Here is a 26,041-nt window from a genome sequence, read left to right on the forward strand (position 1 = left end):
CGCATTTTTGTTCTCAAACTTACATGGGGAGGATGAGGATTTTTGAAGGAGAACGATCGTTTTAAACAAGCAGAAAAAGCCATTATTATCGGTGTTGTGGGGAATATCATTCTAGCTATTATAAAATGGGTGATTGGGGTACAATCCAATAGTCGCGCGCTTATTGCAGATGCGGTCCATTCGGCTTCAGATGTGGCAGGGTCTGTCGCCGTTTTCGTTGGAGTTCGCGCAGCCAAAAGACCACCAGATGAAGATCATCCATATGGTCATGGTAAAGCTGAGTCTGTTTCTGCCATCATTGTTGCTGTATTACTAGCGCTCGTCGGATTTGAAATCGGAAAAGCATCAATTGAGGCATTTTTTAAGCCTATCGCTGTTCCAAAGACGATGGCTATTTATGCTGTTTTATTCTCCATCATCATTAAAGAAATCATGTTTCGATATAAATATCATCTCGGAAAAAAAATTAAGAGTGATGCACTAATAATTAATGCATATGATGACCGTTCTGATGTCTTTGCTTCCATTGCTACGCTTGTGGGTATAGTTGGGGCTATTCTGGGTGGCTATTTGGGAATTGATTGGCTTGTTTATGGAGACCCGGTTGCGGGATTAGTTGTTGCTGTTTTAATTGTCAAAATGGCCTGGGAATTTGGAACGGAAGCCATACATAATACATTAGATCATGTGTTACATGATGAAGATACAACTGAATTTAGAGAATTGGTTCTGTCCGTTCCGGAAGTTAAAAAAATTACGGAACTTCATGCCCGTGAGCATGGGCATTATGTTATTGTAGATTTGAAAATTTCTGTCGATCCCTACATGACTGTTGAAGATGGACATAAGGTTGGGAAAATGGTAAAAGCAAAACTGATGGAATATGCAGAAGTACATAACGTTTTTATCCATATCAATCCATACTCCGATGATGACTGAAAATTAGAACCTATTATATAAAAAATGTCAATCGTTGTAACACGCCCAAAGCTTCGATATAATAGTATGGTTAAGGGGTGAAACTTTTGTTACAATCTAAGACTCGTTGGAAAGTAAATGATTACAACCAGACAAACGCAAATCTACTAGTAAAAGAACTGCAAGTTACACCTCTAGTAGCATCCCTACTAGTGAATAGAGGACTTACAACTGTCCAAGAAGCACGTGAATTTTTAGAACCAGATTTACTTGAGTTCCACGATCCATTTTTACTGGACCAAATGGATACGGCCATTGACCGAATTAATACGGCCATTAAAAATGAGGAACAGATTTTAGTTTTTGGTGATTATGATGCGGACGGTGTGAGCAGTACGACCGTAATGGTTACTGCTTTAAAAGAAAAAGGTGCAAATGTTGAATTTTATATTCCAAATCGATTCACCGAAGGTTATGGCCCAAATGAAACAGCTTTTCGTTGGGCAAAATCGGAAGGAATCTCACTTATTATTACTGTAGATACAGGTATTTCTGCGCTTCATGAAGCAAAGGTTGCAAAAGAATTAGGCATTGACTTAATCATTACGGATCACCACGAGGTTGGTCCTGAGTTACCCGTTGCAACAGCGATTATCCATCCGAGAAAGCCGGATAGCCAGTATCCGTTTAAGGAATTGGCAGGAGTTGGGGTTGCTTTTAAAGTAGCTCATGCTTTACGTGGGGAAGTCCCTACAGATCTATTAGATGTAGCCGTTATTGGAACAATTGCCGATTTAGTTCCTTTAACAGGGGAAAATCGACTCCTTGCAAAAAAGGGAATAAGGGCGTTACAAAATACCAAGCGGCCAGGTTTAAGAGCATTATTAAAAAAAGCGAAGATCGAATCCAATGATATATCTGAAGAAACAGTTGGATTTGCAATCGGTCCGCGAATAAATGCAGTAGGTCGATTGCAATCTGCTGATCCTGCAGTTGATTTATTATTGACAAATGATATAGAAGAAGCAGCGTATATTGCCGATGAAATCGATGAACTGAACAAAGAAAGGCAACAATTAGTCAATCAAATGACTCAAGAAGCCATTCAAGAGGTAGAGGAAAATTTTCCACCATCTTCAAATTCAGTATTAGTCATTGCAAGGGAAGGTTGGAACCCTGGGGTGATTGGAATTGTTGCTTCTAGATTAGTTGACCGCTTCTATCGGCCAACAATTGTCTTAAGCATTGATTCAGATAAAGGTCTTGCAAAAGGCTCCGCAAGAAGTATTGAAGGCTTTAATCTGTATGAAAGTCTATCAACATGTCGTGATATTTTACCGCATTTTGGTGGACATCCAATGGCAGCCGGAATGACACTAAAAGTGGAAGATGTGGCAGACTTAAGAAATCGTCTTAATACAATTGCAAATGAGGTCTTAACGCCAGAAGACTTTCAACCTATCACAACTGTAGATGCTGTTTGCAGTATACAGGATGTTTCGATCGAAACAATTCTAGAGTTGAACAAATTAGCACCATTTGGAATGGGAAACCCAAAACCCAAGGTGCAAATCAATGATGTTGAAATCAATTCGCTTCGAAGAATTGGCTCTGATCAAAGTCATTTGAAAATTGTCCTTCAGGAAGACCAAATAGCTCTAGATGGAGTTGGCTTTGGGTTAGGACATACTGTTGACGGAATTTCACCTTTATCGAAGGTTTCCGTTATAGGAGAATTATCTATTAATGAATGGAATAATAATAGAAAGCCACAGATCATGTTACAGGATATAGCTGTTCATGAGTGGCAATTATTTGATATTCGCGGAATGCGTGATTTTTTATCCTACCTAGAAAAAATCAAAGATGATAAACTCCAATTAGTTTCATTTGATCAGGAAACTGTTCAAAAACTTCGTCTATCTAATCACGACGTAATGGTAATTTCATCGATTGAAGAGGCAACAGAGCTACAGTTTGAATCAAAGAATGTTGTTCTTCTTGACTTGCCAGAAGAAGATGAAATGATTAAAGTACTATTTGATACTGGTTTTCCGAATCGGATTTACACATTATTTTTTCATGAGCAGGATCATTTTTTCAGCACAATCCCGACTCGGGAGCATTTTAAATGGTTTTATGCATTTCTGGCAAAAAAAGGTCCGTTTGATATGAATCGCTATGCTCATGAGTTAGCAAAATATAGAGGATGGTCGACGGAAACAATTGATTTTATGTCACAGGTGTTTTTTGAATTAGATTTTGTTAAAATAGACAATGGATTTATTTCATTATCAAATCAAGCTAAGAAAAGGGATTTGACTGAATCGAGAACATACCAATTAAAAACAAAACGAATTGAATTGGAAAAGCAATTATTGTATTCATCATATCAACAATTAAAGCAATGGTTTGATGCAATAAATAAAGGTTCGCATTCGCTTGAGGAGGCAATTAAGTAATGGATTTAAAAAAGTATATTGAAATTGTGGACGATTATCCAAAGCCAGGCATTAAATTTAAGGATATTACTCCTTTAATGAATGATGGTGAAGCGTATAAATATGCTACAGACCAGATCGTGAAATATGCTAGGGAAAAAAAAATTGACCTTGTTGTTGGACCAGAGGCTCGTGGCTTCATTATTGGTTGTCCAGTCGCATACTCACATGGTGTAGGATTTGCTCCTGTTAGAAAAGAAGGAAAACTACCAAGAGATGTAATTAAAGTGGATTATGGTCTTGAGTACGGGAAAGATGTTTTAACAATCCATAAAGATGCAATTAAACCGGGTCAACGTGTATTAATCACAGATGACTTACTAGCTACTGGTGGAACAATTGAAGCAACAATTAATCTTGTGGAACAGCTTGGTGGTATTGTTGCAGGAATTGCTTTCCTTATCGAACTCACTTACCTAGATGGTCGTGACAAGCTTGATGGTTATGATGTATTAACACTTATGCAGTATTAAGGTATAGATGAGAAGCGCTCAGTTTTGAGTGCTTTTTTTAATAGATTCCTTTCTATATCCCTTAGGTAAAGAATTTTTAGACTTAATAGGCGATATTTATGTTATTTCCCTTTACATCTTTCAAGATTTTCAAGATAATAGAAACAATAATCTTTTTAATTCTATATTCTAAAAATGATTCAAGAGGATATCTTGAATCTTTAATTTATAAAAAGGTGATAAAATCCATGGCAAACGAACAGGTCTTAACTCCTGAGCAAGTGATAGAAAAGGCAAAAAAATATTTGAATAATAAGGATCTCGAGTTTATTGAACGAGCTTATAAATTTGCAGAGTTAGCTCATCGGGAGCAGTTTCGCAAATCTGGTGAACCGTACATCATCCACCCCGTACAAGTCGCTGGTATTTTAGTTGATCTTGAGATGGATCCTTCAACAATTGCGGGTGGTTTTCTACATGATGTAGTGGAAGACACGAATGTAACGCTTCAAGAAATTAGTGATGCATTTACTCCAGAAGTTGCAATGCTTGTCGATGGAGTCACAAAGTTAGGAAAAATTAAATACAAATCTCAGGAAGAACAACAGGCTGAAAATCATCGTAAAATGTTTGTTGCAATGGCTCAGGACATTCGTGTTATTTTAATCAAGCTAGCAGACCGTTTGCACAACATGCGTACTTTAAAGCATCTCCCACCAGAAAAACAGCGTAGAATTTCCAATGAGACGCTTGAAATTTTTGCTCCATTAGCACATCGACTTGGGATATCTAAAATTAAATGGGAGCTTGAAGATACAGCCTTACGATATTTAAATCCACAGCAATACTACCGGATTGTCAACCTGATGAAAAAGAAACGAGCGGAACGTGAGGAGTATCTTGAGGAAGTCATCAATGATGTAAAAGAGCATGTTGATGAGGTTTCGATCAAAGCTGATATTTCTGGTCGACCAAAACATATCTATAGCATTTATCGGAAAATGGTTCTTCAAAATAAACAATTTAATGAAATTTATGATCTACTTGCAGTTCGAATCGTCGTAAATAGCATTAAAGATTGTTATGCAGTCTTAGGAATCATCCATACTTGTTGGAAGCCAATGCCAGGAAGATTCAAAGATTATATTGCAATGCCTAAGCCAAATATGTATCAATCCTTACACACTACAGTGATTGGTCCGAAGGGTGACCCACTTGAGGTCCAAATTCGAACAGTTGAGATGCACCAAATTGCCGAATTCGGGATTGCAGCGCATTGGGCATATAAAGAGGGTAAACAGGTAAATACACAATCATCTTTTGAAGAAAAATTAACATGGTTCCGTGAAATTTTAGAGTGGCAAAATGATGCGTCAAATGCCGAAGAATTTATGGAATCCTTAAAGATTGATTTGTTTTCTGACATGGTTTTCGTCTTTACACCAAAAGGCGATGTTATAGAATTACCAACTGGTTCTGTTCCAATTGATTTTGCATATCGCATTCACTCGGAAATTGGTAATAAAACGATCGGTGCCAAAATAAATGGAAAAATGGTGACCTTGGATTATCAATTGAAGACAGGGGACATCATTGAGATACTAACTTCAAAGCATTCCTATGGGCCAAGCCAGGACTGGATTAAGCTCGCCCAAACATCCCAAGCGAAAAATAAAATTCGTCAGTTCTTCAAAAAGCAGCGCCGTGAAGAAAATATTGAAAAAGGGAAAGAGCTTGTTGAAAAAGAAATTCGCAATCTTGAATTTGAAGTGAAGGATATTTTAACCCCTGATAATATTAAAAGAGTTGCTGAGAAATTTAATTTTTCAAATGAAGATGATATGTATGCAGCGATTGGGTATAATGGCATTACGGCAGCCCAAATTGCAAATCGTTTGACTGATAAACTTAGAAAGCAGCGCGACCTAGAACAAGTTATTGAAACGGTATCAGAGGTCAAACAAGTATCATCTCGTTCGAAAAGACGTGATTCGGGCGTACAGGTTCAGGGAATTGATAATTTACTAATCCGCCTGTCAAAATGCTGTAATCCAGTACCAGGGGATGAAATTGTTGGATTCATAACAAAAGGCAGAGGTGTATCCGTACATCGCGCAGACTGCCAGAATGTTCATACCGAGGATGCGCAACAACGACTCATTGAGGTTGAATGGGAAAGTAATCTAAATGATCGTAAAGAATTTAATGTTGAAATTGAGATAAATGGATTTGATCGTCGTGGATTATTAAATGAGGTTCTTCAAGCTGTAAATGAAACAAAGACGAATATCTCATCTGTTTCTGGAAGATCCGACCGAAATAAAGTAGCTACAATAAATATGTCTATATCCATACAAAATGTAAGTCATCTTCATAAAGTTGTAGAACGGATTAAGCAAATTCGTGATATTTATTCAGTTCGACGTGTTATGAGTTAGGAGATAAGTTGTCATGAAAGTTGTTGTACAACGTGCAAAAGGCGCACGTGTTATTGTTCAAAATGAAGAAGTCGGAGCCATCAAAAATGGTTTAATGCTTTTAGTCGGAATCACACATTCCGATACCTTGGAAGATATTAAATATGTAGCAGACAAGATTGTGAACCTTCGTATTTTTGAAGATGATGAAGGGAAAATGAATCAATCACTGCTTGATGTTAAAGGAGATATTCTTTCAGTATCTCAATTTACGTTATACGGGGATTGCCGAAAAGGAAGGCGACCAAACTTTATGGACGCTGCTAAACCCGAATTTGCGGAAAAAATGTATGATCTTTTTAATGCTGAAATCCGCGAAAAAGGTGTACATGTTGAAACAGGTTCATTTGGAGCAATGATGGATGTTCAATTTACAAATGTTGGGCCTGTCACTTTAATTATTGAGAGTAAATAATTAATGCCTCAAAAGCGATTTGCTTTTGAGGCATTTTTGTTAGAATGTTATTTTGCCTTAAAATATTGAGCAAGTCCATAATAGACTCCGTTTGAAACATTTTCTTGGAACGTATTCGTATTAACCGTATATTCTTCAGTCGGATTACTAAGAAATCCTAATTCTAATAGAACAGAAGGGTTACGGTTTTCACGTAAAACTTGATAATTACCTAGGCGATGCTCTCTGTTTTTAAAACCTGTATTCTTGACTATCTCTGCTTGAATGTTAGAAGCGAGTCCAACATCAATGTTTTTATAATAATAGGATGTAACTCCACGAACATTTCGGTCAAAAATGCTATCATAATGGATACTGACAAAAGCATCGGCACTTCGATAATGTGAAATACTCACTCTTGATCGAAGACTGACATAATTGTCGCTATTGCGTGTCAGAACTACATTTGCACCTGATGCACTTAATTTATCAAAGACCATTCTTGCTGTACGCAAATTTAGAGTTTTCTCATATGTACCACTTACTCCAATAGCTCCACTATCATTCCCGCCATGACCAGGATCAATCACAATGGTTTTTCCCTTTAAATATTGATTAACACCAGGTCGTTCTACAATTTGGACTGTTCCACTAACAGAAACAAGCCAACCTGCAACATATCCAATTTTATTCCCCGGAAGGTTGATTTTATACCAGTCACCTTCCTTTGCTACCATTGCGAACGAATCGCCTTCATTCGCACGCGCAACCACTGAAGTTGAAGTAGACGATCCAGAACGAATGTTTGTTCCGTTATAAAGGATTTTTACAGTTGATTTCGCGTTGTTTGGGGTTTCACTTGGTGTATCCATCTGAACGTCAAGATACCAACTAGCAACCCATCCTTTACTACCATTTGGCAACGTAATATGGCTCCAATTATTTACTTCTTCTTGAATAGTGACTCTATTCCCCTGCTTCAAACTGCCAATAACTCTCCCGGAAAGGGAGCCACTATCTCGTACATTTAAGCTAGAAGCTGTAACTTTGCCGATTTTTCCTTGATTTGTTGGACTTTGTGGTGGTGCAGCAGGCTGAGATGGTTTTTCTTCTGTTGAAGAAATGCCTGCTACAAAATCTCTATGTATCCAAGCAGAGCTGCTGCCGAATTTAATTTCTAACCAGCTTTCTCTTTCATTTGTAATCGTAACAGTAGCATTTTGTTTTAACTTCCCTACAATTCTTCCTTGCAAATTGGGTTTATCGCGTACATTTAAGATTGAAGCTGTAACAGTTGCTGTTTTCTTAGATGTACCTGAACTCGAATTTGGTGTTGAATTTGTAGGACCAGATGTTTGCTTCGTTGTTAAAAATTGTGAGGAAACCCAGCCAATATGTCCTTTATACGAAATTTTTGACCAATTATCATTTGCTTCAATAAACCCAGCTTCATTTCCCTTGTTTAACGACCCGATTACTTGGAAGCTTGTTCCTGGACCGCTGCGAAATCTAAGTCCATCTACAGTTGAAACAACGGTGGACGAAGTACCGGTTTGGGTAGAATTAGTCTGTGTTTCTTTAATAAGCCAAGAAGCAACCCATCCTGTTTTTCCAGCAGAAAGCTGTAGCTTAACCCAATCATTTTTTCTTTCGATAATTGTGAATTTCTCTCCTTGTTTGACCTGTGCCGTTCTTGAGTAGGAGAGTCCGGGGCCATCTCTCACGTTTAGTACAGTGGTGTCAATAATTGCGATTTGTTCAGCTTTTGTAAGATTTCCAGGGTTAGTTGTAACTGAAAAAATAATCGCGAGTAGGAATGCTAGTCCTATTTTAAAAATCTTGTGTAACACGTAAAAGCCTCCTTGAGTAAAAAGCATAGCTTTATAAAGATTCGCTAAAAATAAAAAAATTCCTGTTTAAAAGAAATAAATTCTTAAAAAAGGGAATGATACGTAATATCTTACCACGAAAAAGGGGCGAAAAGGATGAGATTTAGCGAAAAAAGTAACAATGTTCAAAATACAGGAGGAAATCTATTCGGGGTTGATTTCCACGATTTTATTCAGAAGGAACAATCATCAACCTATGTGGAATTAGCTAGTGAATTTGGTGTTTCAGTTAAAGACGTACGGAACTTAAAAAAGCAATTACATCGTTCCTAAAATAACCTTTTTGTTCTAAAAAAATAAAAAAATCGAAGCATAAACTTGACATGAACCGAGTTCATACGTATGATAATATAAAATTCTACAAAAAATATGATAATATGAACCAGTGATGGGGAAAAGTAAATAGGACTACACATGAATAGAGAGGGAATGTCATAGGCTGCAAGCATTCCTACATGATGACTTATTGAACGAACACCTCTTAGGTTTCTCTCTGAAAAAGCAATTTGCTCTACTAGGAGTTGAACGTTTCAGGCGTTAACTGATCGAGTGAAAACTTCTAAAAGACCAACTATTGTTGAGTTAATCGAAGTTTTAACTAGGGTGGCACCACGGGAACTACAAGCTCTCGTCCCTACAAGAAATTGTAGGGATGGGAGCTTTTTTGTTTTGTTTGTTATCCCAGATGTGTAAATACATATCTTTTCTTTGAGTAAGGAGGAGTAAATAAATGGTTAATATCCCTAGAGGAACGCAAGACATCCTTCCAGGTAATGTGGAAAAATGGCAATATATCGAGGAGATGGCTCGAGATATATGCAAAAGATTTAATTATAAGGAAATAAGGACACCAATATTTGAACATACGGAACTTTTCTTACGAAGTGTAGGTGAAACCACCGACATCGTAACAAAAGAAATGTACACCTTTGAAGATCGTGGAGAACGAAGTCTAACCCTTCGACCTGAAGGCACTGCAGCTGTTGTTCGCTCATATGTAGAAAACAAAATGTATGGTAACCCATCACAGCCAACCAAGCTTTACTACTGCGGCCCTATGTTCCGATATGAGCGACCACAAGCAGGCCGTTTCCGTCAGTTTGTCCAATTTGGTGTTGAAGCATTAGGAAGCAATGATCCAAGCATTGATGCAGAAGTCATCGCACTTGCAATGGAAATCTACAAATCACTTGGATTGAAAAAGCTAAAGCTTGTCATTAATAGCCTTGGTGATAAATCTAGTAGAAGCGCACACCGCGATGCCCTAATCGCACATTTTTCACCTAGAATTGAAGAGTTTTGCTCAGACTGTAAATCTAGGCTTGAGAAAAATCCAATGCGTATCCTAGATTGTAAAAAGGACAGGGACCATGAATTAATGCACACGGCACCATCGATTTTGGAATATTTAAATGACGAATCAAGAGAATATTTCAATAAGGTAAAGTCTTACCTAACAGATTTAGACATTGATTTCGAAGTTGATTCTGGACTTGTAAGAGGTTTGGATTACTATAATCACACTGCATTTGAGATTATGAGTGATGCAGAGGGCTTTGGAGCCATTACGACTCTTTGTGGTGGAGGACGCTACAATGGTTTAGTTGAAAGCCTTGGTGGACCTGAAACGCCAGGTATCGGCTTTGCATTAAGTATTGAAAGACTTTTAGCCGCTCTGAATGCAGAAGGTATTGAACTACCAGTTGAAGAGAGAATTGATTGCTATGTTGCTGCAATCGGAGAGGCAGCATCAGCTAAATCTGTGTTCCTCGTTAATGAACTTAGAAAAGCTGGATTAGTTGCAGAAAAGGACTATTTAAATAAAAAAGTAAAAGGCCAATTCAAAGCAGCTGACAGATTACAAGCCAAATTTGTCGCCATTTTAGGCGATGAAGAATTAGAAAGAAAAGTTATTAATGTGAAAAACATGGAGTCTGGTCATCAAGAAGAAGTCCAACTTGAGCAATTTATATCATATATACTTGAAAAAAGTCATTAGGAGTGGGAAACATGTCTGGAAGAACGTATTATTGTGGTGAAATAACCGAACAAGCAATTGGCGAAAAAGTAACACTAAAGGGCTGGGTTCAAAGACGCAGAGACCTAGGTGGACTTATTTTTATCGACCTAAGAGACAGAAGCGGAATTGTTCAAATTGTATTCAATCCTGAAGAATCTAAGGAAGCATTAGAAATTGCTGAAACGGTAAGAAGTGAATATGTACTAAGTGTAGAAGGTATTGTTGTAGCTCGTGATGAAGCAACAGTAAACAACAATATTACGACTGGAAAAATCGAAATCAAGGTTTCTGAAATCAATATCATAAATGAAGCAAAAACACCTCCATTTATGATTGAAGATCGTACAGAGGTTTCAGAAGATTTACGTTTGAAATATCGTTATTTGGATCTTCGTAGACCTGCTATGTTTGAAACGTTCCAAATGCGTCACAATGTTACAAAATCCATTCGTGAGTATCTAGATGGCGAGGGATTCTTAGATATCGAAACACCTATTTTAACAAAGAGTACACCAGAGGGTGCCCGTGATTATCTTGTACCAAGCCGTGTCCACCCAGGTGAGTTTTACGCACTTCCACAATCACCACAAATTTTTAAACAACTATTGATGGTGGGTGGATTTGATCGTTATTACCAAATTGCACGTTGTTTTAGAGATGAAGACTTACGTGCAGACAGACAGCCAGAATTTACACAAATCGATATTGAAACGTCCTTCATGAGTCAAGAGGATATCATTGCTATGACAGAGCAAATGATGAAGAAATTAATGAAGGACGTAAAAGGAATGGACATCGAACTTCCATTGCCTCGATTAACGTATGAAGATGCAATGAACCGATACGGCTCAGACAAACCTGATACGCGCTTTGAAATGGAATTAATTAATCTTTCTGAAGTTGTAAAGGATAGCGGATTTAAAGTGTTCAGCAATGCAGTAGCGACTGGTGGACAAGTAAAAGCAATCAATGCAAAAGGTGCTGCGGATAAATATACTCGTAAAGACATTGACGGCCTTACTGAATATGTAAATCGTTACGGTGCAAAAGGGCTTGCATGGTTAAAGGTTGAAGAAGATGAGTTAAAAGGTCCAATCGCAAAGTTCTTTGATGCAGAAGAGCAAAAAGCATTAAGAGCTGTTTTAGAGGCTACAGCGGGAGACTTGCTATTCTTTGTAGCAGATAAACCAAATGTAGTTGCTGATGCACTTGGAGCACTACGCTTAAAACTTGGGAAAGAGCTTGATTTAATCGATGCATCTAAGTTTAATTTCCTTTGGGTAACTGACTGGCCACTTTTAGAATTTGATGAGGAAGATGGTCGCTATTACGCAGCTCATCATCCATTTACGATGCCAGCTAGAGAGGATATTGAGCTTCTAGAAAGCAAGCCATGGGAAGTCAAGGCACAGGCATATGACCTTGTATTAAATGGTTATGAATTAGGTGGAGGTTCACTCCGTATTTTCGAACGTGATATCCAAGAAAAAATGTTCAATGTTTTAGGATTTACAGATGAGGAAGCAAGAGAACAGTTCGGATTCCTTTTAGAAGCATTTGAATATGGTACACCACCACATGGTGGTATTGCACTAGGTTTAGACCGACTAGTCATGCTTCTAGCAGGTAGAACAAACTTACGTGATACCATTGCATTCCCTAAAACTGCAAGTGCAAGTGATCTTTTAACAGACGCTCCTGGTGAAGTTAGCAAAGCGCAATTAAATGACTTGTATTTGTCGTTAAATGTTCGAAAATAGCGAACAAAACCCTTTTTGGTCAACTTGTAAAGACGAAATTGGTGTGTTAATATGTTGACATGAATAAAGTTCAAAAGGAGGATGAAGAGGACCGCGTCGACAAAAACGCCACGTCCTGTGGCATTGTCGACACTAGCACGTCCTGTGCGTCGAAATTTCAAGGCGACGCAGCTTTGAGGACCGGAGCGTATGCAGTTAATACGTGAGGACCGGAGAAGCAAGGCAACGCGGAAATTCGATGCGTCATATTCACCGCACTTTTTGAACATCCTTTAAAGTTAGAAGTCCTGATGTGTTTGTCGTATAACCTATTGTTTTGACCGAACAATAGATTATACGGGAGCCCGGAGTTTTCGTACTTGCGTAAATGCCTCATCTTTACTTGAAAAGAGGACTTACAAAAGTCGAAACAGGGTGCCCACCTGCGGTGAGCGGGTTCAAAACTAAGGCATCGACGGCACGATTGGGACTTCTAAGGATACCTTATACAAGAACAAACCCCTGTTTACATTGTGTAAACAGGGGTTTTTTATGTTTTTATGTTTAAAATACATAAATTCACATAGAAATACTTGAAATGTGTCGAAAGTATGTTATATTCTAGTTCTGGTAAAAATAAAAAAATATGACATTGAATTTGATACCCAATGGAGTTGAAGATATGTTACACCAATTTTCACGAAATGAACTAGCAGTAGGCAAGCGCGGGGTTGATATCCTTAAAAACAGTACAGTAGCTGTCCTTGGAGTGGGTGGCGTTGGTTCTTTCTCAGTAGAGGCGCTAGCACGCTCTGGTGTTGGACGTTTAATCCTCGTTGATAAGGACAATGTGGATATCACAAATATTAACCGTCAGTTACCTGCATTACTTTCTACAATTGGTCAGTCAAAGGTAGACGTAATGAAGGAGCGTATCGCAGATATTAATCCTGAATGTGAAGTAATCGCTCTTAAAATGTTTTATACAGAAGAAACTTACGAAGAATTTTTTAGCTATAACCTGGACTTTGTGGTTGATGCCTCAGATACGATTATGTATAAAATTCATCTTATGAAGGAATGTTTGCAACGTAATATTCCTATCATCTCAAGCATGGGTGCAGCAAATAAGATGGATCCAACTCGTTTTATGATTGCAGATATTTCAAAAACTCATACCGATCCAATTGCAAAGGTAATTCGTACAAAATTAAGAAAAGAAGGAATTCGTAAAGGGATTCCTGTTGTGTTCTCAGATGAAAGCCCAATCGTTATCCGTGAAGATGTTCGTAAGGAAATCACCGATGAGAATGCTAAAATCCGTAAAGCAAAAATGCCTCCATCCTCAAATGCGTTTGTACCATCCGCTTGTGGACTAATAATGGCAAGCTATGTTGTTCGTGAATTGCTAAAGGACATCAAAATAACTAGAGTTAAGGACTCATAAAAAAACGTGGCCTCGTTGGCCACGTTATTTTTATTTTGCTAATTGCTCAAGATTCCCGTTTTTATCCATTCGAAATGTTGGGGAGTTACGGTCCTCTGTATCTTCAAACATCACTAAGCGTCTTGCACGGTCCATAATTTGTACAAGTGCTTGGTAGTCTTCTTGAATGATAGTCTGTTGGTCAGATAACTTATCAAGTCTCTTCTCAAGCTCTTTAGTTTGTTGCTTCAATGATTCATTTTCACGACGCAAACGATTATTTTCCATCTCCAACTGATTCGAAAGAAGATCATTATGACGTAATGAAGATAAGAATGAAATACAATCTTCAAGCGTGATTGAATTTGTGATTGATTTAGTTGAAGGGATTAATTCTGCAGAAACCTCTTCGATATAAACAGGTACAGGTGTTTCTTCTACAAATGAATCCTGACTCACTGTTTTTTCTTGAGTTGTTCCTTTATCTTTGTTCATTCTTTCTAATGCTCGTTTTCTTTCTTTACGCTGCTTTTTCGCAATAGCAATTGCTTGTTCATAATTATTACGGACTTCCGCATTCCATCTAAACCCACATGCCGCTGAAGTACGGTTTAATTTATCGCCTACTTCGTCAAAAGCAGCCAATTGAGTTCCGCCCTCACGAATGTAGCGTAATACTGTTTCAGCTAATAATAAATCATCTTCATGTGACCATGCGTCTTGTCTTACTTTCATATAACCAACTCCCAATTACTTAAAATAATAGACTTTTTCTTTATATCTAGCATGACCACGTTATATTTGTTTTATACATTAGTAGTTTTATCAAAAAAGAAAATACAACATTAGCAGTACAGGGACTGTATCAAAATGTAAAAGTATTGTTAATTTCTCTCATAACCTAAAAAAATGGGAACTTTTTCATCTATAATACGTAAGTAGTATTGTCGCATAATCCGGAAAACGGCGAACGAGATTCTACGAGTGAATCTCACAAACTGATAGGGGGAAAAAATGTGCAACCAGTTTTACAATTGAAAAATGTAAAAAAGACAATTGGTAAAAAAGAAATCATTAAAGGAATTTCCTTTGATGTTTATCCAGGTGAAGTGTTCGGCTTTTTAGGGCCAAACGGTGCTGGTAAAACGACTACGATTCGAATGCTTGTAGGGCTTATGTCCATCACTGATGGTGAAGTCGTGATAAAAGGAACAAATGTTGCGAAGAATTTTGAAGAAGCTGTAAGACATATTGGCGGTATTGTTGAAAACCCGGAAATGTATAAGTTTTTGACGGGATATCAAAATCTGGTTCACTATGCACGGATGGTAAACGGTGTATCAAAAGAAAGAATTCTTGAGGTAACAAAGCTTGTTGGCCTTGAAAAAAGAATTAATGAGAAGGTTAAAACCTATTCCTTAGGGATGCGGCAGCGCTTAGGTATTGCTCAAGCATTATTGCACAGTCCTTCGATTTTGATTTTAGACGAACCGACAAATGGATTAGATCCTGCTGGAATTCGTGAAGTTCGTGATTATATTCGAAAGCTTGCTAGGGAAGAAGGATTAGCCGTAATTGTTTCCAGTCACTTGCTCTCTGAAATGGAAATGATGTGTGATCGAATTGGAATCATACAAGATGGTAGATTAGTGGGTGTACAAAAAGTCACTGAATTTATGAACGAAGAAACAAGCATTAGAGTTCATTTTCAAGTGGCTGATGTAGAAAAAACACGATCCATTCTATCAGCTGAATACCCAGCCCTTGAAGTGATTCAAACCGAAAAGGGTATAGAACTCTACATTGAACATGAGATGATTCCGCAAATTAATGCTAGTCTTGTAAAAAATGAGATTCAGGTGTTTGGAATCACACAGCTTTCCAAATCATTAGAGGACCGATTCTTAGAAGTAACAGGAGGTAGCAGAATTGGCTAATATCGTGAAACTGATACAAAATGAAAATATGAAAATTTACCGTCGCATTTCTACTTGGACTATGCTTGTAATACTGATAGCTGTAGCCTTAGTCGTGGGAGTTGTAATGAATTCCACAGCTTCAGATTCTGTTGATGAACAATGGAAGCAAAACTTACAACAACAGAATGAAGTGTATAAGACAGATTTAGCGAATGAAGACTTACCTGATATGGTTAAGGATATTTCAGAAAGAGAATTAGCGATTAATGAATATCGACTCGAACATGATATTGCTCCAATGGAAACTAGGTCTACATGGAATTTTATGACGGTTGCTGCAGAAATTGTTTCATTAATTACATTGTTTACCATAGTTGTTGGTGCTAGTAGTGTTGCCTCTGAATTTACATGGGGAACCATTAAATTATTATTAATACGACCTGTATCAAGAGCAAAGATTCTTCTGTCAAAATATTTAGCTACCATTTTGTTTGCGTTATTTTCTTTAGTCTTACTATTTGCAGTTTCATTTTTAGTAGGAAGTATCTTCTTTGGTATCGGAGGCTCCACGCCACACCTCGTATATAGAGATGGGGCAGTACATGAAGTTCATATGGTTTCACATATTCTCGGGATCTTTGGATTAAAATCAATTAATTTAATCATGATGTCAACATTTGCATTTATGATTTCTACTATTTTTAGAAATAGTGGTCTAGCAATTGGTTTAGCAATCTTTTTAATGTTTGCAGGCGTAAATGTAACAGCCCTTTTGGCCACAAAGTTTGATTGGGCAAAATATATCCTATTTGCAAATACAGATCTATCTCAATATCTAACCGGATATGTTATAGTCGAAGGAATGACGATGACATTTTCAGTGATCATGTTAATTATTTATTTTGTCGTATTTAATGCACTAACGTGGTTTGTCTTTACGAAACGTGACGTTGCTGCTTAATAAAAAAGGGGAAGAAATAGTCTAGTCTATTTCTCCCCCTCTTTTTGTAATTGCTCAAGCCGATCATATACTTTAGCAAAATATTTTTCTTGTCCATTTTGTTTTGGCTTAAAGTATTTTCTGTTCTTTAATAGGTCTGGTAAGTATTGCTGCTTAACCCATCCATTAGGATAGTCATGTGGATATTTATAACCAATTCCATGACCTAATTCTTTTGCACCGCTGTAATGGGCATCCCTTAGGTGATCTGGAATCTCTCCGATATTTCCCTTTCGAATATCTTCAATCGCCTTATCTAGCGATTTATAAGCACTATTTGTTTTGGGTGATAAACACTGTTCAATCACGACATTTGCTAGTGGAATACGTGCCTCAGGCAGTCCTAATCGTTCTACAGCCTGGCATGCAGCAACCGTATGAGCCCCAACCTCAGGTGCAGCAATTGAAATATCTTCGTAGGCAATTACGGTAAGACGTCTGCATATAGAAACTAAATCTCCACCTTCAATTAGTCTAGCTAAATAATGTAAAGCCGCATTTACATCACTACCCCGAATACTTTTTTGAAGGCAAGAGAGCAATGAATAGTGTAGATCCCCATCTTTATCATGAGAAAACCCCTTGTTTTCTACACATTCCTTAACAAGCTCTATGTCAACTTCAACCTCTTCACTGTCTCTAGCTCTTGAGGCCATGACAACATCCTCTAACACATTCATCGCAGAACGTGCATCTCCTTTTGTGGATGATGAAATGAGATCAATTGCTTCTTCTGAAATCGAAATTTGAAAATCGCCAAGTCCACGTTCTGAATCAGCTAATGCACGCAGTATTAATTCTTTAATATTTTCTTTTGTTAATGGTCGAAGTTCTTTAATCTGCCCACACCTGCTCCGAATCGCAGGGTTGACATCATGGAACGGGTTTTCAGTTGTTGCCCCGATTAATGATATCAAGCCTCTTTCAACATGTGGAAGTAAATAATCTTGCTGCGCTTTGTTAAAACGATGGACTTCATCAATGAAAAGAATTAATTTACCTTCCGCTTTTGCAGTTGAAACTGCATCCTCTATATCCTTTTTCCCAGCCGTTGTTGCATTAATTGAGATAAAGGGCATATCAACCGTACCTGCAATCGCAGTTGCAATGGAAGTTTTTCCAATTCCAGGTTCCCCATAAAGTAAGATGGAAGGAACATGTCCATTCATAATCATTTTATATAAAGCTGTATCCTTACCAATAATATGCTTTTGCCCAAGAATTTCTTCAATATGCTTGGGGCGCATTCGGTACGATAAAGGTGCTTCGATAAGTGATTCAAAAAGCAAAAGATTCATCCCCTTATCCAACAAGTTCCTAATAATTTTAATATCTATACATCAACTTTATCATACGTTTCGACCCGATAAAATACAAATACAATGCAATTTATGATATAATGTCGTGAGTTTAGACGAAATGAAATAGCAAATAGAGAAAACTTATGCAACAGTGGGAGACACAAAAGATGGAGTGAGGAAAATGCGAGCACAGATTAGCTTTAGCCGCCACATTTTGAAGTGGTCTACTTTTTTTATTGGGATGTTAATTATGTCTTTGGGGATAGTCATGATAATCAAAGCAGAGCTTGGGGCATCACCCTGGGATGTTTTGCATATCGGCCTATTTAAACAAATTGGTCTTACTATTGGCTCATGGTCGATCATTGTCGGCTTTTTTGTTTTGTTCCTATCCTCATTATTATTAAAGCGACTGCCTCAAATTGGTGCTTTTTTAAATATGATATCAGTAGGTATTTTCATCGATATGTTCATGATGGCTCCGTTCCTTGTAACACCAGAAACTTTTATCGGGAAATTAATCATGCTGTTGATGGGACTTCTTATTAACGGATATGGAATGGGAATTTATATATCAGCGAGTGTTGGTGCAGGTCCAAGAGACAGTCTGATGTTAGCACTAACCCAACTTTCTAATTGGAAAGTGCAATATATTCGTACAGGAATGGAAATTATTGTACTAACGATTGGTTGGTTGTTGGGAGGACCTGTTTTTATCGGAACTTTAATATATTGTGTAGGTATAGGCTATATCGCAGGGTTTGCGTTGCCACAATGTCAACGAATGCATGATGCATTAAAACAGAAATTGGCAAAGACACCAATAGTCGAAGTGAATCATTTTAGTAATTAGAGGTGAAAGTGAATGAAAATATCAACAAAAGGAAGATATGGTCTCACAATCATGATTGAACTTGCAAAAAATCATGGAAAAGGACCGCTCTCTCTCAAATCAATTGCAGCAAAACACGAGCTTTCGGAACATTATCTCGAACAATTAATCTCACCTTTACGTAATGCAGGATTGGTAAAAAGTATTCGAGGAGCTTATGGAGGCTATGTATTAGGTGATGAACCTACAAAAATTACAGCAGGAGATGTCATCCTCGTTCTAGAGGGACCAATTAGCCCTGTAGAAGTTTTAGAGGATGAAGAACCAGCAAAACGGGAATTATGGATACGAATTCGAGATGCTGTAAAAGAAGTACTAGACAGTACTACACTCGAAGACCTCGCAAGCCATAGCGATGGAAACGATGCATATATGTTTTACATTTAAGAAAAACATGTCATAATAACGTTACTTTTTTAAAAAAGGAGGGCTGATTTGATGCAGCATATTTATTTAGATCATGCAGCTACATCGCCCATGCACCCTGATGTTGTGGAGAGTATGCTTCCCTTTATGACAGAGGCTTTTGGAAATCCGTCTAGCATTCATTTTTTTGGACGAAAAAGTCGACATGCAGTTGATGAAGCAAGACAAACCATTGCCGGCACAATCAATGCAAAACCAAATGAGATTGTCTTTACAAGCGGTGGTACTGAGGCAGACAATTTAGCGATCATTGGAACTGCTATGAAGATGCAAGAAAAAGGCAAACACATCATTACGTCTGCTATTGAACATCATGCTGTACTTCATACTTGTGAACATCTAGAGAAACAAGGGTTTACAGTTACGTATTTACCAGTGAATGAGGCTGGACTCGTTTCTGTCAAAGACGTTGAAGCTGCACTAACTACGGAGACTATCCTTGTAACAATCATGTTTGGCAATAATGAAGTAGGAGCCGTACAACCGATTAAGGAAATTGGCGAGCTTCTTCAGGATCATCAGGCAGTATTTCACACAGATGCCGTCCAAGCATATGGATTGGTTGATATAGATGTGAATCAATATAAAATTGACTTACTTTCCGTTTCAGCTCATAAAATAAATGGCCCTAAGGGAACCGGATTTTTATTTATGAGAGAGGGAAGAAAGTTAGCTCCTCTTCTATTTGGAGGAGAACAAGAAAAGAAACGTCGTGCAGGAACGGAAAACGTAGCGGGGATTGTTGGATTGCAAACTGCTGCACAGTTGGCGAAGAAAACAATAAGCGAAAAAAATGCGCTATACCAAGATTTCAAACAGGCTTTTGTTTCTATTTTAAAAGAACAAGATATCTCGTTTGAAGTAAATGGTGATTTAAATATGTCTTTACCACATGTGTTAAATATCTATTTTCCTGGTACAAATGTCGAGTCTATGCTTGTTAACCTAGATTTAGCAGGAATAGCCGCTTCAAGTGGGTCAGCATGTACAGCTGGGTCAATTGACCCTTCACATGTGTTGGTTGCGATGTTTGGAAAGGATTCGGACCGAATCGCTTCTTCTATCCGTTTTAGCTTCGGTATTGGAAATACAATTGAAGATATAAAAACAGCAGCATTAGAAACAGCAATAATCGTTTCACGATTAACGAAATAGGAGGTGGAAATATGAAAGACCCTAAAGATACCCGAGTTGTAGTAGGGATGTCTGGTGGAGTAGACTCATCAGTTGCAGCCCTTTTATTAAAAGAACAGGGCTACGATGTAATTGGGATATTCATGAAAAACTGGGATGATACCGATGAAAATGGGGTATGTACTGCCACTGAGGATTATGAAGACGTAATTCGTGTCTGTAACCAGATTGGCATTCCTTACTACGCAGTCAATTTCGAAAAGCAATATTGGGATAAAGTTTTCACCTACTTTTTGGACGAGTATAAAGCAGGTAGAACACCAAATCCAGATGTGATGTGTAATAAAGAAATCAAATTTAAAGCCTTTTTAGAGCATGCTTTAACCCTTGGTGCGGATTATCTTGCAACTGGACACTACGCTCGTGTCGAATTCAGAGATGGTGAATACAAGATGCTCCGTGGGGTAGATGAGAATAAGGACCAAACTTATTTCTTAAATCAACTTACTCAAGAGCAGCTTTCAAAGGTTATGTTCCCAATCGGAAATATTGAAAAGTCAAAGGTGCGAGAGCTTGCAAAAGAAGCAAACCTTGCGACTGCTACTAAGAAAGATAGCACTGGGATTTGTTTTATCGGAGAACGTAACTTTAAAGAATTCTTAAGCAATTATTTACCTGCGCAAAAAGGAGATATGGTGACTTTTTCAGGTGAAGTAAAAGGGAAGCATGATGGCTTAATGTATTATACGATTGGTCAACGTCATGGCCTTGGTATTGGCGGAAGCGGAGAACCGTGGTTTGCAGTTGGAAAAGACCTTAAGAAAAATATTCTTTATGTTGACCAAGGTTTCCACAATGAGTTTCTATATTCTGATTCCATTTTAGCTACAAATGTTAGCTGGGTTTCGGATATGGAACCTGAAGAGGAAGTAAAATGCACAGCTAAATTCCGTTATCGTCAACCGGATAATGCAGTAACGGTTAAAAAAGTGGACGATAATACAGTAAAAGTCATTTTTGATGAGCCAATTCGTGCGGTAACACCAGGACAAGCAGTTGTTTTCTATAATGGTGACGAATGTCTCGGTGGTGCAACAATTGATAAAGTCTTTAAAAATGGTGAACGTCTAACATATGTTGGATGAAGAAACCTCAACTCTATATTTAGGGTTGGGGTTTTCCTATGTTATAATATGAGTGCAAAAAAAGTCGATTCTGGAGTTGAATATCATTGGATTTAAATAAACAAGGCATTGAATATATGCAAGAAGGAAAGTACGAAGATGCAGCGAAATGCTTTTCACAGGCTATTGAAGAAAACCCTAAAGAGCCGGTTTACTATATTAACTTTGGCAATCTTTTAGCAGCTGTGGGCGACCCTGAAAGAGCGATTGCTTTTTTTACGAAAGCACTTGAGCTTGACGAAGGCGCGGGAACTGCTTATTACGGAATCGGTAACCTCCTATACAACCAAGAAGATTTCTTAAAAGCAAAGGATATGTTTGAAAAAGCTCTAAAAGCAGGTCTGGAAAATAGCGATACATATTTTATGTTAGGCATGACATTGATTCAGCTAGGCCAGCCAAAATTAGCACTGCCATATATGAAGCGTGCAGTTGAATTAAACGAAAATGATGTAGATGCATTATTTCAATATGGCCTCTGCCTAGCGGGTGAATCAGTAATTGACGAAGCAATCAAAACGTTTCATACTGTAATTGAATTAGAACCTAATCACTCAGATGCTTATTACAATCTAGGTGTAGCCTATGCTGGTTTTAAGAATGATTATGAAAAAGCACTCGAAATGTTTGAAAAAGCCCTAGAAATTCAACCTGACCATATGCTTGCAGCAAACGGGAAAAAGATTGTAAGTGAAGCATTAAGTGAATAAATGAGGGGAGGGAATACTTAATGGAACAACAGGAGTCTTTAGATTTATTTGATGAACAACGAAAATTTATGAAGGGTACTCATTTAGTGACGATCTTTCATAATGAGCAAAATTTATATTCTGTCGTTCGCATTAGACTTCAAGAAACAAATGAAGACTATAATGAAAAAGAAGCAGTTGTAACAGGGTATTTCCCTCGAATTCATGAAAATGAAACATACATCTTTTTTGGTCGCTTAAAGGAGCATCCACGGTTTGGCATTCAATTTCATGTTGAACAATTTCAAAAAGAGATCCCACATACGAAACAAGGAATCGTACAATACCTTTCAAGTGATCTTTTTAAAGGGATTGGGAAAAAGACAGCAGAAAAAATTGTAGAGAAACTTGGTGAAGGAGCCATTTCAAAAATCATCGCAAACCCAGATGTCTTGCAGGAGGTTGATAAACTTCCAGCAGACAAGGCCAAAGAGATTTATGAAACACTACAAGAACACCAAGGTCTTGAGCAAATCATGATTGGCCTCTCTCAATATGGATTTGGTCCTCAGCTTTCCATGAGGATTTATCAAGTCTATAAAGAGCAAACACTTGAAATTCTTCAACATAGTCCGTACAAGTTAGTCGAGGATATTGAAGGTATTGGTTTCGGTAGAGCAGATGAATTGGGACGCCAGCTTGGGATTTCTGGAAATCACCCAGACCGAATCAAGGCTGGTTGCTTATACATACTTGAACAAGATTCTTTACAAGACGGACACGTTTACCTTTCAGTTGAGGATTTGATCATTCGTGTTCAGCAATTATTGGAACAAAGTAGCCGTGAAGAAATCATTGCAACAGATATTTCTAAGGAAATAATAAGTTTAACCGAAGAAAGCAAGCTTGTGATTGAAGAAGACAGGGTTTACTTACCTACCCTTTATTTTTCTGAAAAAGGATTAATTACAAATATAAAACGAGTAATGGAACAGACAGAATACGAAAATCTATTCCCGGAGTCTGAATTTTTGCTAGCACTTGGTGAGTTAGAGGAAAGAATCAATGTCCAGTACGCACCTTCGCAAAAAGATGCAATCCAAAAAGCGCTCATGTCTCCAATGCTCCTTTTAACAGGTGGTCCAGGTACAGGGAAAACTACCGTTATTAAGGGGATCGTTGAATTATACGGAGAACTGCACGGCTGCTCCTTAGACCCAAAAGATTATAATTCTGAAAATCCTTTCCCAGTTTTATTAGTGGCACCAACAGGGCGCGCCGCAAAACGGATGACCGAATCAACAGGTCTTCCTGCCGTCACCATCCATCGACTGCTAGGATGGAATGGAGTCGAGGGATTTAGTCATGACGAGGATAATCCGATAAACGGCAAGCTGTTAATAGTTGATGAAGTTTCAATGGTCGATATTTGGATCGCACATCAGTTGTTTAAATCACTACCGGAGCATATCCAAGTAGTGCTAGTAGGGGATGAAGACCAGTTGCCTTCTGTTGGTCCTGGCCAGGTGTTAAAGGATTTATTGGCATCTGAAGTAGTACCAACCGTACGATTGACTGATATCTATCGACAATCTGAAGGTTCGTCAATTATTGAGTTGGCTCATGATATTAAAAAAGGCGCTCTACCACCTGATATTTCCTCACCTAAAAAGGATCGCTCTTTTTTAAAGTGCTACCAGAATCAGGTACTTGAAGTGGTTAAGCAGGTTTCGGATAATGCAAAAAAGAAAGGCTTTTCCATTAAGGATATTCAGGTTTTGGCACCAATGTATCGCGGTCCTGCTGGGATTGACAGTTTAAATGTGATGCTGCAGGAACTTTTTAACCCGCCCGTTCACGGTAAGCGAGAATTGAAATATGGTGATATTGTTTACCGGCGCGGTGACAAGGTGCTTCAACTCGTCAATCAGCCTGAGAATAATGTGTTTAATGGCGATATTGGTGAAATTGAGTCAATCTTTTATGCAAAAGAAAACACAGAAAAACAGGACATGGTTGTTATTAATTTTGAAGGCAATGAAGTCACATATACAAAACAGGACTTAAACCAAATCACACACGCCTATTGCTGTTCCATTCACAAATCACAGGGTAGTGAATTCCCAATCGTCATTTTACCGATTGTTAAAGGATATTATCGTATGCTACGTCGTAATTTAATTTACACAGCCATAACAAGAGCTAAAAATTTCCTGATCCTATGTGGGGAAGAAGACGCATTAAGGCAAGGTGTTCAGCGTGCAAACGATACAAACCGTCAAACAACCTTATGCGAAAAATTGAAAACAACTTTTGGTGCAATGGTGGAAGCTCCAGTTCCTGTAGCAATACCTGAAGAGGCAAAGACATATCAAGAGGTTATTTTCCAAACCGACCCAAATATTGGCATGGAGGGAATTACTCCATACGATTATATGGAAGTTGAATAAAAGCTGGGGATACCAGTATAAGTAAGTTGCGAAAAAGCTGGGGATACCAGCTTTTTTCTTTTGGAAACTCTTGTGCAGTATGACACCTTACCTGAAAGTGAATGATAAGTAATGTTCGGAGAGGTGGCGATTATCTTTGCGGACGTTCTCACTACTCAAGGATTTACCGGTCTATGATGAAAAGTCTGCCGAAGAACTCGGCCGAGTTTCAGATCTTTGTATCACATCAAATGGCAAGGTGAATGCCCTGATTATGAAAGGAAAAGGACTATTTGAACGAGATCGAGTAGTCCCTATCGAAAGCATCTCCTCCATTGGAGATGATGGTGTCATGGTTTCGGACAGAACGCTATTGGAGCTTCTTGACAATGAAGCCGATACACCCACGTATTTTTTGCATACCCATCATGGATTATTCCGAAAGCCACTTTTGTCCTCAGAAGGTCAAAAATTAGGCTTACTTGAAGATGTATATTTTACAGAAGAAGTGGGCACTATTATAGGGTATGAAGTAACGGATGGCTTTTTTGCTGATATAACAGAAGGAAAAAAGGTAATCAAAACCAACGAGCCTTTAAAAATCGGTGAAGATGTCATCGTCGTATCTATAAATTAGGAATTCCATGATGTGAGGTGTACCCTGTGAAGTGCCCAAACTGTAAAAGTAAAGATATCGGTAAAATTGGTGTCAACCAATATTACTGCTGGGGATGTTTTATCGAACTATCTGTAAACAAAGGACAAATATTCACACATCAGGTAGAGGAAGATGGCACACTCAGTTCGTTGGATGATCTGTTTGCTGAAGACGACAGAAGGATCAGTATGTAATCCTAAACAAGGAGTGAAGAGGATATGAATAAAGCAATGACTTCTCTAATCACTATGGGTCTAGGTGCTGCGGCATACGGAATTATGCAAAGAACAGATGTAATGTCTGCCCGCAACATGAAAAAAATGCGCAAACGCATTACGAAAATGTTTTAAAATGTGATGAAAATGGAAAAACCCCACGGTCGTGGGGTTTTTTGTATTGGTTTGGAGGTATTATCCCTAAAAACAAGAGAAAGTGGATCGAAACTGGAAAAAGTCAGGAGTTATCGAACCAGCAAAGAAGAGAAAGAGGTACGCACCTGGATAAAATTAGGAATTAGCGAACCAGCAAAGAAGAGAAAGAGGCACGCACCTGGATAAAATTAGGAATTAGCGAACCAGCAAAGAAGAGAAAGA

At 38.1% G+C, this 26,041-nt stretch carries 23 protein-coding genes, 1 other RNA gene and 1 other annotated feature; of the genes, 21 read left to right on the plus strand and 3 right to left on the minus strand.

Features of this window, described 5'->3' with window-relative positions; genetic code table 11:
* The first annotated feature begins 42 nt into the window (after positions 1 to 42).
* The 5 genes from CKJ95_RS04200 (at position 43) to dtd (ending at position 6,763) form a co-directional block, all read left to right on the plus strand.
* Positions 43 to 939 carry a cation diffusion facilitator family transporter gene (locus tag CKJ95_RS04200; protein WP_099352145.1) on the plus strand — a complete coding sequence of 299 codons (897 nt, stop codon included), beginning with the start codon at positions 43 to 45 and terminating at the stop codon, positions 937 to 939.
* Between the two features lie 86 nt (positions 940 to 1,025).
* Complete coding sequence (gene recJ / locus CKJ95_RS04205) at positions 1,026 to 3,380, plus strand: single-stranded-DNA-specific exonuclease RecJ (protein ID WP_099352146.1); 2,355 nt, start codon at positions 1,026 to 1,028, stop codon at positions 3,378 to 3,380.
* Positions 3,380 to 3,892 carry an adenine phosphoribosyltransferase gene (locus CKJ95_RS04210; protein ID WP_099352147.1) on the plus strand — a complete coding sequence of 171 codons (513 nt, stop codon included), beginning with the start codon at positions 3,380 to 3,382 and terminating at the stop codon, positions 3,890 to 3,892. The genes recJ and CKJ95_RS04210 overlap by 1 nt, the downstream gene beginning before the upstream one ends.
* 227 nt (positions 3,893 to 4,119) lie before the next feature.
* On the plus strand, positions 4,120 to 6,309 hold the full coding sequence (locus tag CKJ95_RS04215; protein WP_099352148.1) for a RelA/SpoT family protein: 2,190 nt from the start codon (positions 4,120 to 4,122) through the stop codon (positions 6,307 to 6,309).
* A 13-nt stretch (positions 6,310 to 6,322) separates the two neighbouring features.
* On the plus strand, positions 6,323 to 6,763 hold the full coding sequence (gene dtd, locus CKJ95_RS04220) for a D-aminoacyl-tRNA deacylase (protein ID WP_099352149.1): 441 nt from the start codon (positions 6,323 to 6,325) through the stop codon (positions 6,761 to 6,763).
* Positions 6,764 to 6,810: 47 nt separating this feature from the next.
* On the opposite strand, the gene CKJ95_RS04225 is transcribed toward dtd, so the two are convergent.
* Positions 6,811 to 8,592, minus strand: a complete 1,782-nt coding sequence (locus CKJ95_RS04225; protein ID WP_180271403.1) for an SH3 domain-containing protein — start codon at positions 8,590 to 8,592, stop codon at positions 6,811 to 6,813.
* 135 nt (positions 8,593 to 8,727) lie between these two features.
* On the opposite strand from CKJ95_RS04225, the gene CKJ95_RS23285 reads away from it, so the two are divergent.
* The 5 genes from CKJ95_RS23285 (at position 8,728) to CKJ95_RS04245 (ending at position 13,837) form a co-directional block, all read left to right on the plus strand.
* The gene (locus tag CKJ95_RS23285; protein ID WP_010678249.1) at positions 8,728 to 8,904 is read left to right on the plus strand and encodes a hypothetical protein; all 177 of its coding nucleotides are present in this window, start codon (positions 8,728 to 8,730) and stop codon (positions 8,902 to 8,904) included.
* A gap of 103 nt (positions 8,905 to 9,007) precedes the next feature.
* Positions 9,008 to 9,270 (plus strand) — a binding site (T-box leader).
* Between the two features lie 91 nt (positions 9,271 to 9,361).
* Positions 9,362 to 10,630: a histidine--tRNA ligase gene (hisS, locus tag CKJ95_RS04230; protein ID WP_099352151.1), complete on the plus strand. Its 1,269-nt coding sequence runs from the start codon at positions 9,362 to 9,364 to the stop codon at positions 10,628 to 10,630.
* 11 nt (positions 10,631 to 10,641) lie between these two features.
* Positions 10,642 to 12,411 (plus strand): aspartate--tRNA ligase, encoded by a 1,770-nt coding sequence (gene aspS, locus CKJ95_RS04235; protein ID WP_099352152.1) that lies wholly within the window; start codon positions 10,642 to 10,644, stop codon positions 12,409 to 12,411.
* Positions 12,412 to 12,692: 281 nt separating this feature from the next.
* Positions 12,693 to 12,885: non-coding RNA, 6S RNA (ssrS, locus tag CKJ95_RS04240), on the plus strand.
* Between the two features lie 187 nt (positions 12,886 to 13,072).
* Positions 13,073 to 13,837 (plus strand): tRNA threonylcarbamoyladenosine dehydratase, encoded by a 765-nt coding sequence (locus CKJ95_RS04245; RefSeq protein ID WP_099352153.1) that lies wholly within the window; start codon positions 13,073 to 13,075, stop codon positions 13,835 to 13,837.
* Between the two features lie 30 nt (positions 13,838 to 13,867).
* Here the strand turns inward: CKJ95_RS04245 and CKJ95_RS04250 are convergent, their stop codons facing one another.
* Positions 13,868 to 14,551, minus strand: coding sequence for an RsfA family transcriptional regulator (locus CKJ95_RS04250; protein ID WP_099352154.1), 684 nt, complete (start codon positions 14,549 to 14,551; stop codon positions 13,868 to 13,870).
* 281 nt (positions 14,552 to 14,832) lie between these two features.
* Here CKJ95_RS04250 and CKJ95_RS04255 point away from each other — a divergent pair, with 281 nt between their 5' ends.
* Both CKJ95_RS04255 and CKJ95_RS04260 read left to right on the plus strand, forming a co-directional pair.
* Entirely contained in the window at positions 14,833 to 15,753 is a 921-nt protein-coding gene (locus tag CKJ95_RS04255) for an ABC transporter ATP-binding protein (protein ID WP_099352155.1), read from the plus strand.
* Complete coding sequence (locus CKJ95_RS04260) at positions 15,746 to 16,696, plus strand: ABC transporter permease (protein WP_099352156.1); 951 nt, start codon at positions 15,746 to 15,748, stop codon at positions 16,694 to 16,696. Before CKJ95_RS04255 ends, CKJ95_RS04260 begins: the two co-directional genes overlap by 8 nt.
* Before the next feature lie 26 nt (positions 16,697 to 16,722).
* Here the strand turns inward: CKJ95_RS04260 and CKJ95_RS04265 are convergent, their stop codons facing one another.
* Positions 16,723 to 18,024 carry a replication-associated recombination protein A gene (locus tag CKJ95_RS04265; protein ID WP_373604827.1) on the minus strand — a complete coding sequence of 434 codons (1,302 nt, stop codon included), beginning with the start codon at positions 18,022 to 18,024 and terminating at the stop codon, positions 16,723 to 16,725.
* A 193-nt stretch (positions 18,025 to 18,217) separates the two neighbouring features.
* On the opposite strand from CKJ95_RS04265, the gene CKJ95_RS04270 reads away from it, so the two are divergent.
* The 9 genes from CKJ95_RS04270 (at position 18,218) to CKJ95_RS04310 (ending at position 25,798) form a co-directional block, all read left to right on the plus strand.
* Complete coding sequence (locus CKJ95_RS04270; protein ID WP_099352158.1) at positions 18,218 to 18,889, plus strand: YczE/YyaS/YitT family protein; 672 nt, start codon at positions 18,218 to 18,220, stop codon at positions 18,887 to 18,889.
* Between the two features lie 12 nt (positions 18,890 to 18,901).
* The gene (gene cymR, locus CKJ95_RS04275) at positions 18,902 to 19,315 is read left to right on the plus strand and encodes a cysteine metabolism transcriptional regulator CymR (protein ID WP_099352159.1); all 414 of its coding nucleotides are present in this window, start codon (positions 18,902 to 18,904) and stop codon (positions 19,313 to 19,315) included.
* Between the two features lie 51 nt (positions 19,316 to 19,366).
* Entirely contained in the window at positions 19,367 to 20,509 is a 1,143-nt protein-coding gene (locus tag CKJ95_RS04280) for a cysteine desulfurase family protein (protein WP_099352160.1), read from the plus strand.
* Between the two features lie 11 nt (positions 20,510 to 20,520).
* Positions 20,521 to 21,633, plus strand: coding sequence for a tRNA 2-thiouridine(34) synthase MnmA (gene mnmA, locus CKJ95_RS04285; RefSeq protein WP_099352161.1), 1,113 nt, complete (start codon positions 20,521 to 20,523; stop codon positions 21,631 to 21,633).
* Positions 21,634 to 21,719: 86 nt separating this feature from the next.
* Positions 21,720 to 22,382 carry a tetratricopeptide repeat protein gene (locus CKJ95_RS04290; protein ID WP_099352162.1) on the plus strand — a complete coding sequence of 221 codons (663 nt, stop codon included), beginning with the start codon at positions 21,720 to 21,722 and terminating at the stop codon, positions 22,380 to 22,382.
* 20 nt (positions 22,383 to 22,402) lie between these two features.
* On the plus strand, positions 22,403 to 24,811 hold the full coding sequence (recD2, locus tag CKJ95_RS04295) for an SF1B family DNA helicase RecD2 (protein WP_099352163.1): 2,409 nt from the start codon (positions 22,403 to 22,405) through the stop codon (positions 24,809 to 24,811).
* 136 nt (positions 24,812 to 24,947) lie between these two features.
* Entirely contained in the window at positions 24,948 to 25,427 is a 480-nt protein-coding gene (locus tag CKJ95_RS04300) for a PRC-barrel domain-containing protein (protein ID WP_099352164.1), read from the plus strand.
* A 26-nt stretch (positions 25,428 to 25,453) separates the two neighbouring features.
* On the plus strand, positions 25,454 to 25,642 hold the full coding sequence (locus CKJ95_RS04305) for a hypothetical protein (protein WP_010678234.1): 189 nt from the start codon (positions 25,454 to 25,456) through the stop codon (positions 25,640 to 25,642).
* Positions 25,643 to 25,666: 24 nt separating this feature from the next.
* Positions 25,667 to 25,798 carry a YrzQ family protein gene (locus CKJ95_RS04310; protein WP_099352165.1) on the plus strand — a complete coding sequence of 44 codons (132 nt, stop codon included), beginning with the start codon at positions 25,667 to 25,669 and terminating at the stop codon, positions 25,796 to 25,798.
* Positions 25,799 to 26,041 lie beyond the last annotated feature (243 nt).

Origin of the sequence: Fredinandcohnia onubensis (assembly GCF_002734285.1) — a bacterium.
In the GTDB taxonomy this organism is placed as follows: domain Bacteria; phylum Bacillota; class Bacilli; order Bacillales; family Bacillaceae_L; genus Ferdinandcohnia; species Ferdinandcohnia onubensis_A.

What these genes read in the sequence shown, in the direction of transcription:
- CKJ95_RS23285 (WP_010678249.1), top strand. Translation starts at nt 8,728, where the DNA reads ATGAGATTTAGCGAAAAAAGTAACAATGTTCAAAATACAGGAGGAAAT.
- mnmA (WP_099352161.1), top strand. Translation starts at nt 20,521, where the DNA reads ATGAAAGACCCTAAAGATACCCGAGTTGTAGTAGGGATGTCTGGTGGA.
- CKJ95_RS04250 (WP_099352154.1), bottom strand. Translation starts at nt 14,551, where the DNA reads ATGAAAGTAAGACAAGACGCATGGTCACATGAAGATGATTTATTATTA.
- recD2 (WP_099352163.1), top strand. Translation starts at nt 22,403, where the DNA reads ATGGAACAACAGGAGTCTTTAGATTTATTTGATGAACAACGAAAATTT.
- hisS (WP_099352151.1), top strand. Translation starts at nt 9,362, where the DNA reads ATGGTTAATATCCCTAGAGGAACGCAAGACATCCTTCCAGGTAATGTG.
- dtd (WP_099352149.1), top strand. Translation starts at nt 6,323, where the DNA reads ATGAAAGTTGTTGTACAACGTGCAAAAGGCGCACGTGTTATTGTTCAA.
- CKJ95_RS04210 (WP_099352147.1), top strand. Translation starts at nt 3,380, where the DNA reads ATGGATTTAAAAAAGTATATTGAAATTGTGGACGATTATCCAAAGCCA.
- aspS (WP_099352152.1), top strand. Translation starts at nt 10,642, where the DNA reads ATGTCTGGAAGAACGTATTATTGTGGTGAAATAACCGAACAAGCAATT.
- CKJ95_RS04215 (WP_099352148.1), top strand. Translation starts at nt 4,120, where the DNA reads ATGGCAAACGAACAGGTCTTAACTCCTGAGCAAGTGATAGAAAAGGCA.
- cymR (WP_099352159.1), top strand. Translation starts at nt 18,902, where the DNA reads ATGAAAATATCAACAAAAGGAAGATATGGTCTCACAATCATGATTGAA.
- CKJ95_RS04280 (WP_099352160.1), top strand. Translation starts at nt 19,367, where the DNA reads ATGCAGCATATTTATTTAGATCATGCAGCTACATCGCCCATGCACCCT.
- CKJ95_RS04310 (WP_099352165.1), top strand. Translation starts at nt 25,667, where the DNA reads ATGAATAAAGCAATGACTTCTCTAATCACTATGGGTCTAGGTGCTGCG.
- CKJ95_RS04270 (WP_099352158.1), top strand. Translation starts at nt 18,218, where the DNA reads ATGCGAGCACAGATTAGCTTTAGCCGCCACATTTTGAAGTGGTCTACT.
- CKJ95_RS04245 (WP_099352153.1), top strand. Translation starts at nt 13,073, where the DNA reads ATGTTACACCAATTTTCACGAAATGAACTAGCAGTAGGCAAGCGCGGG.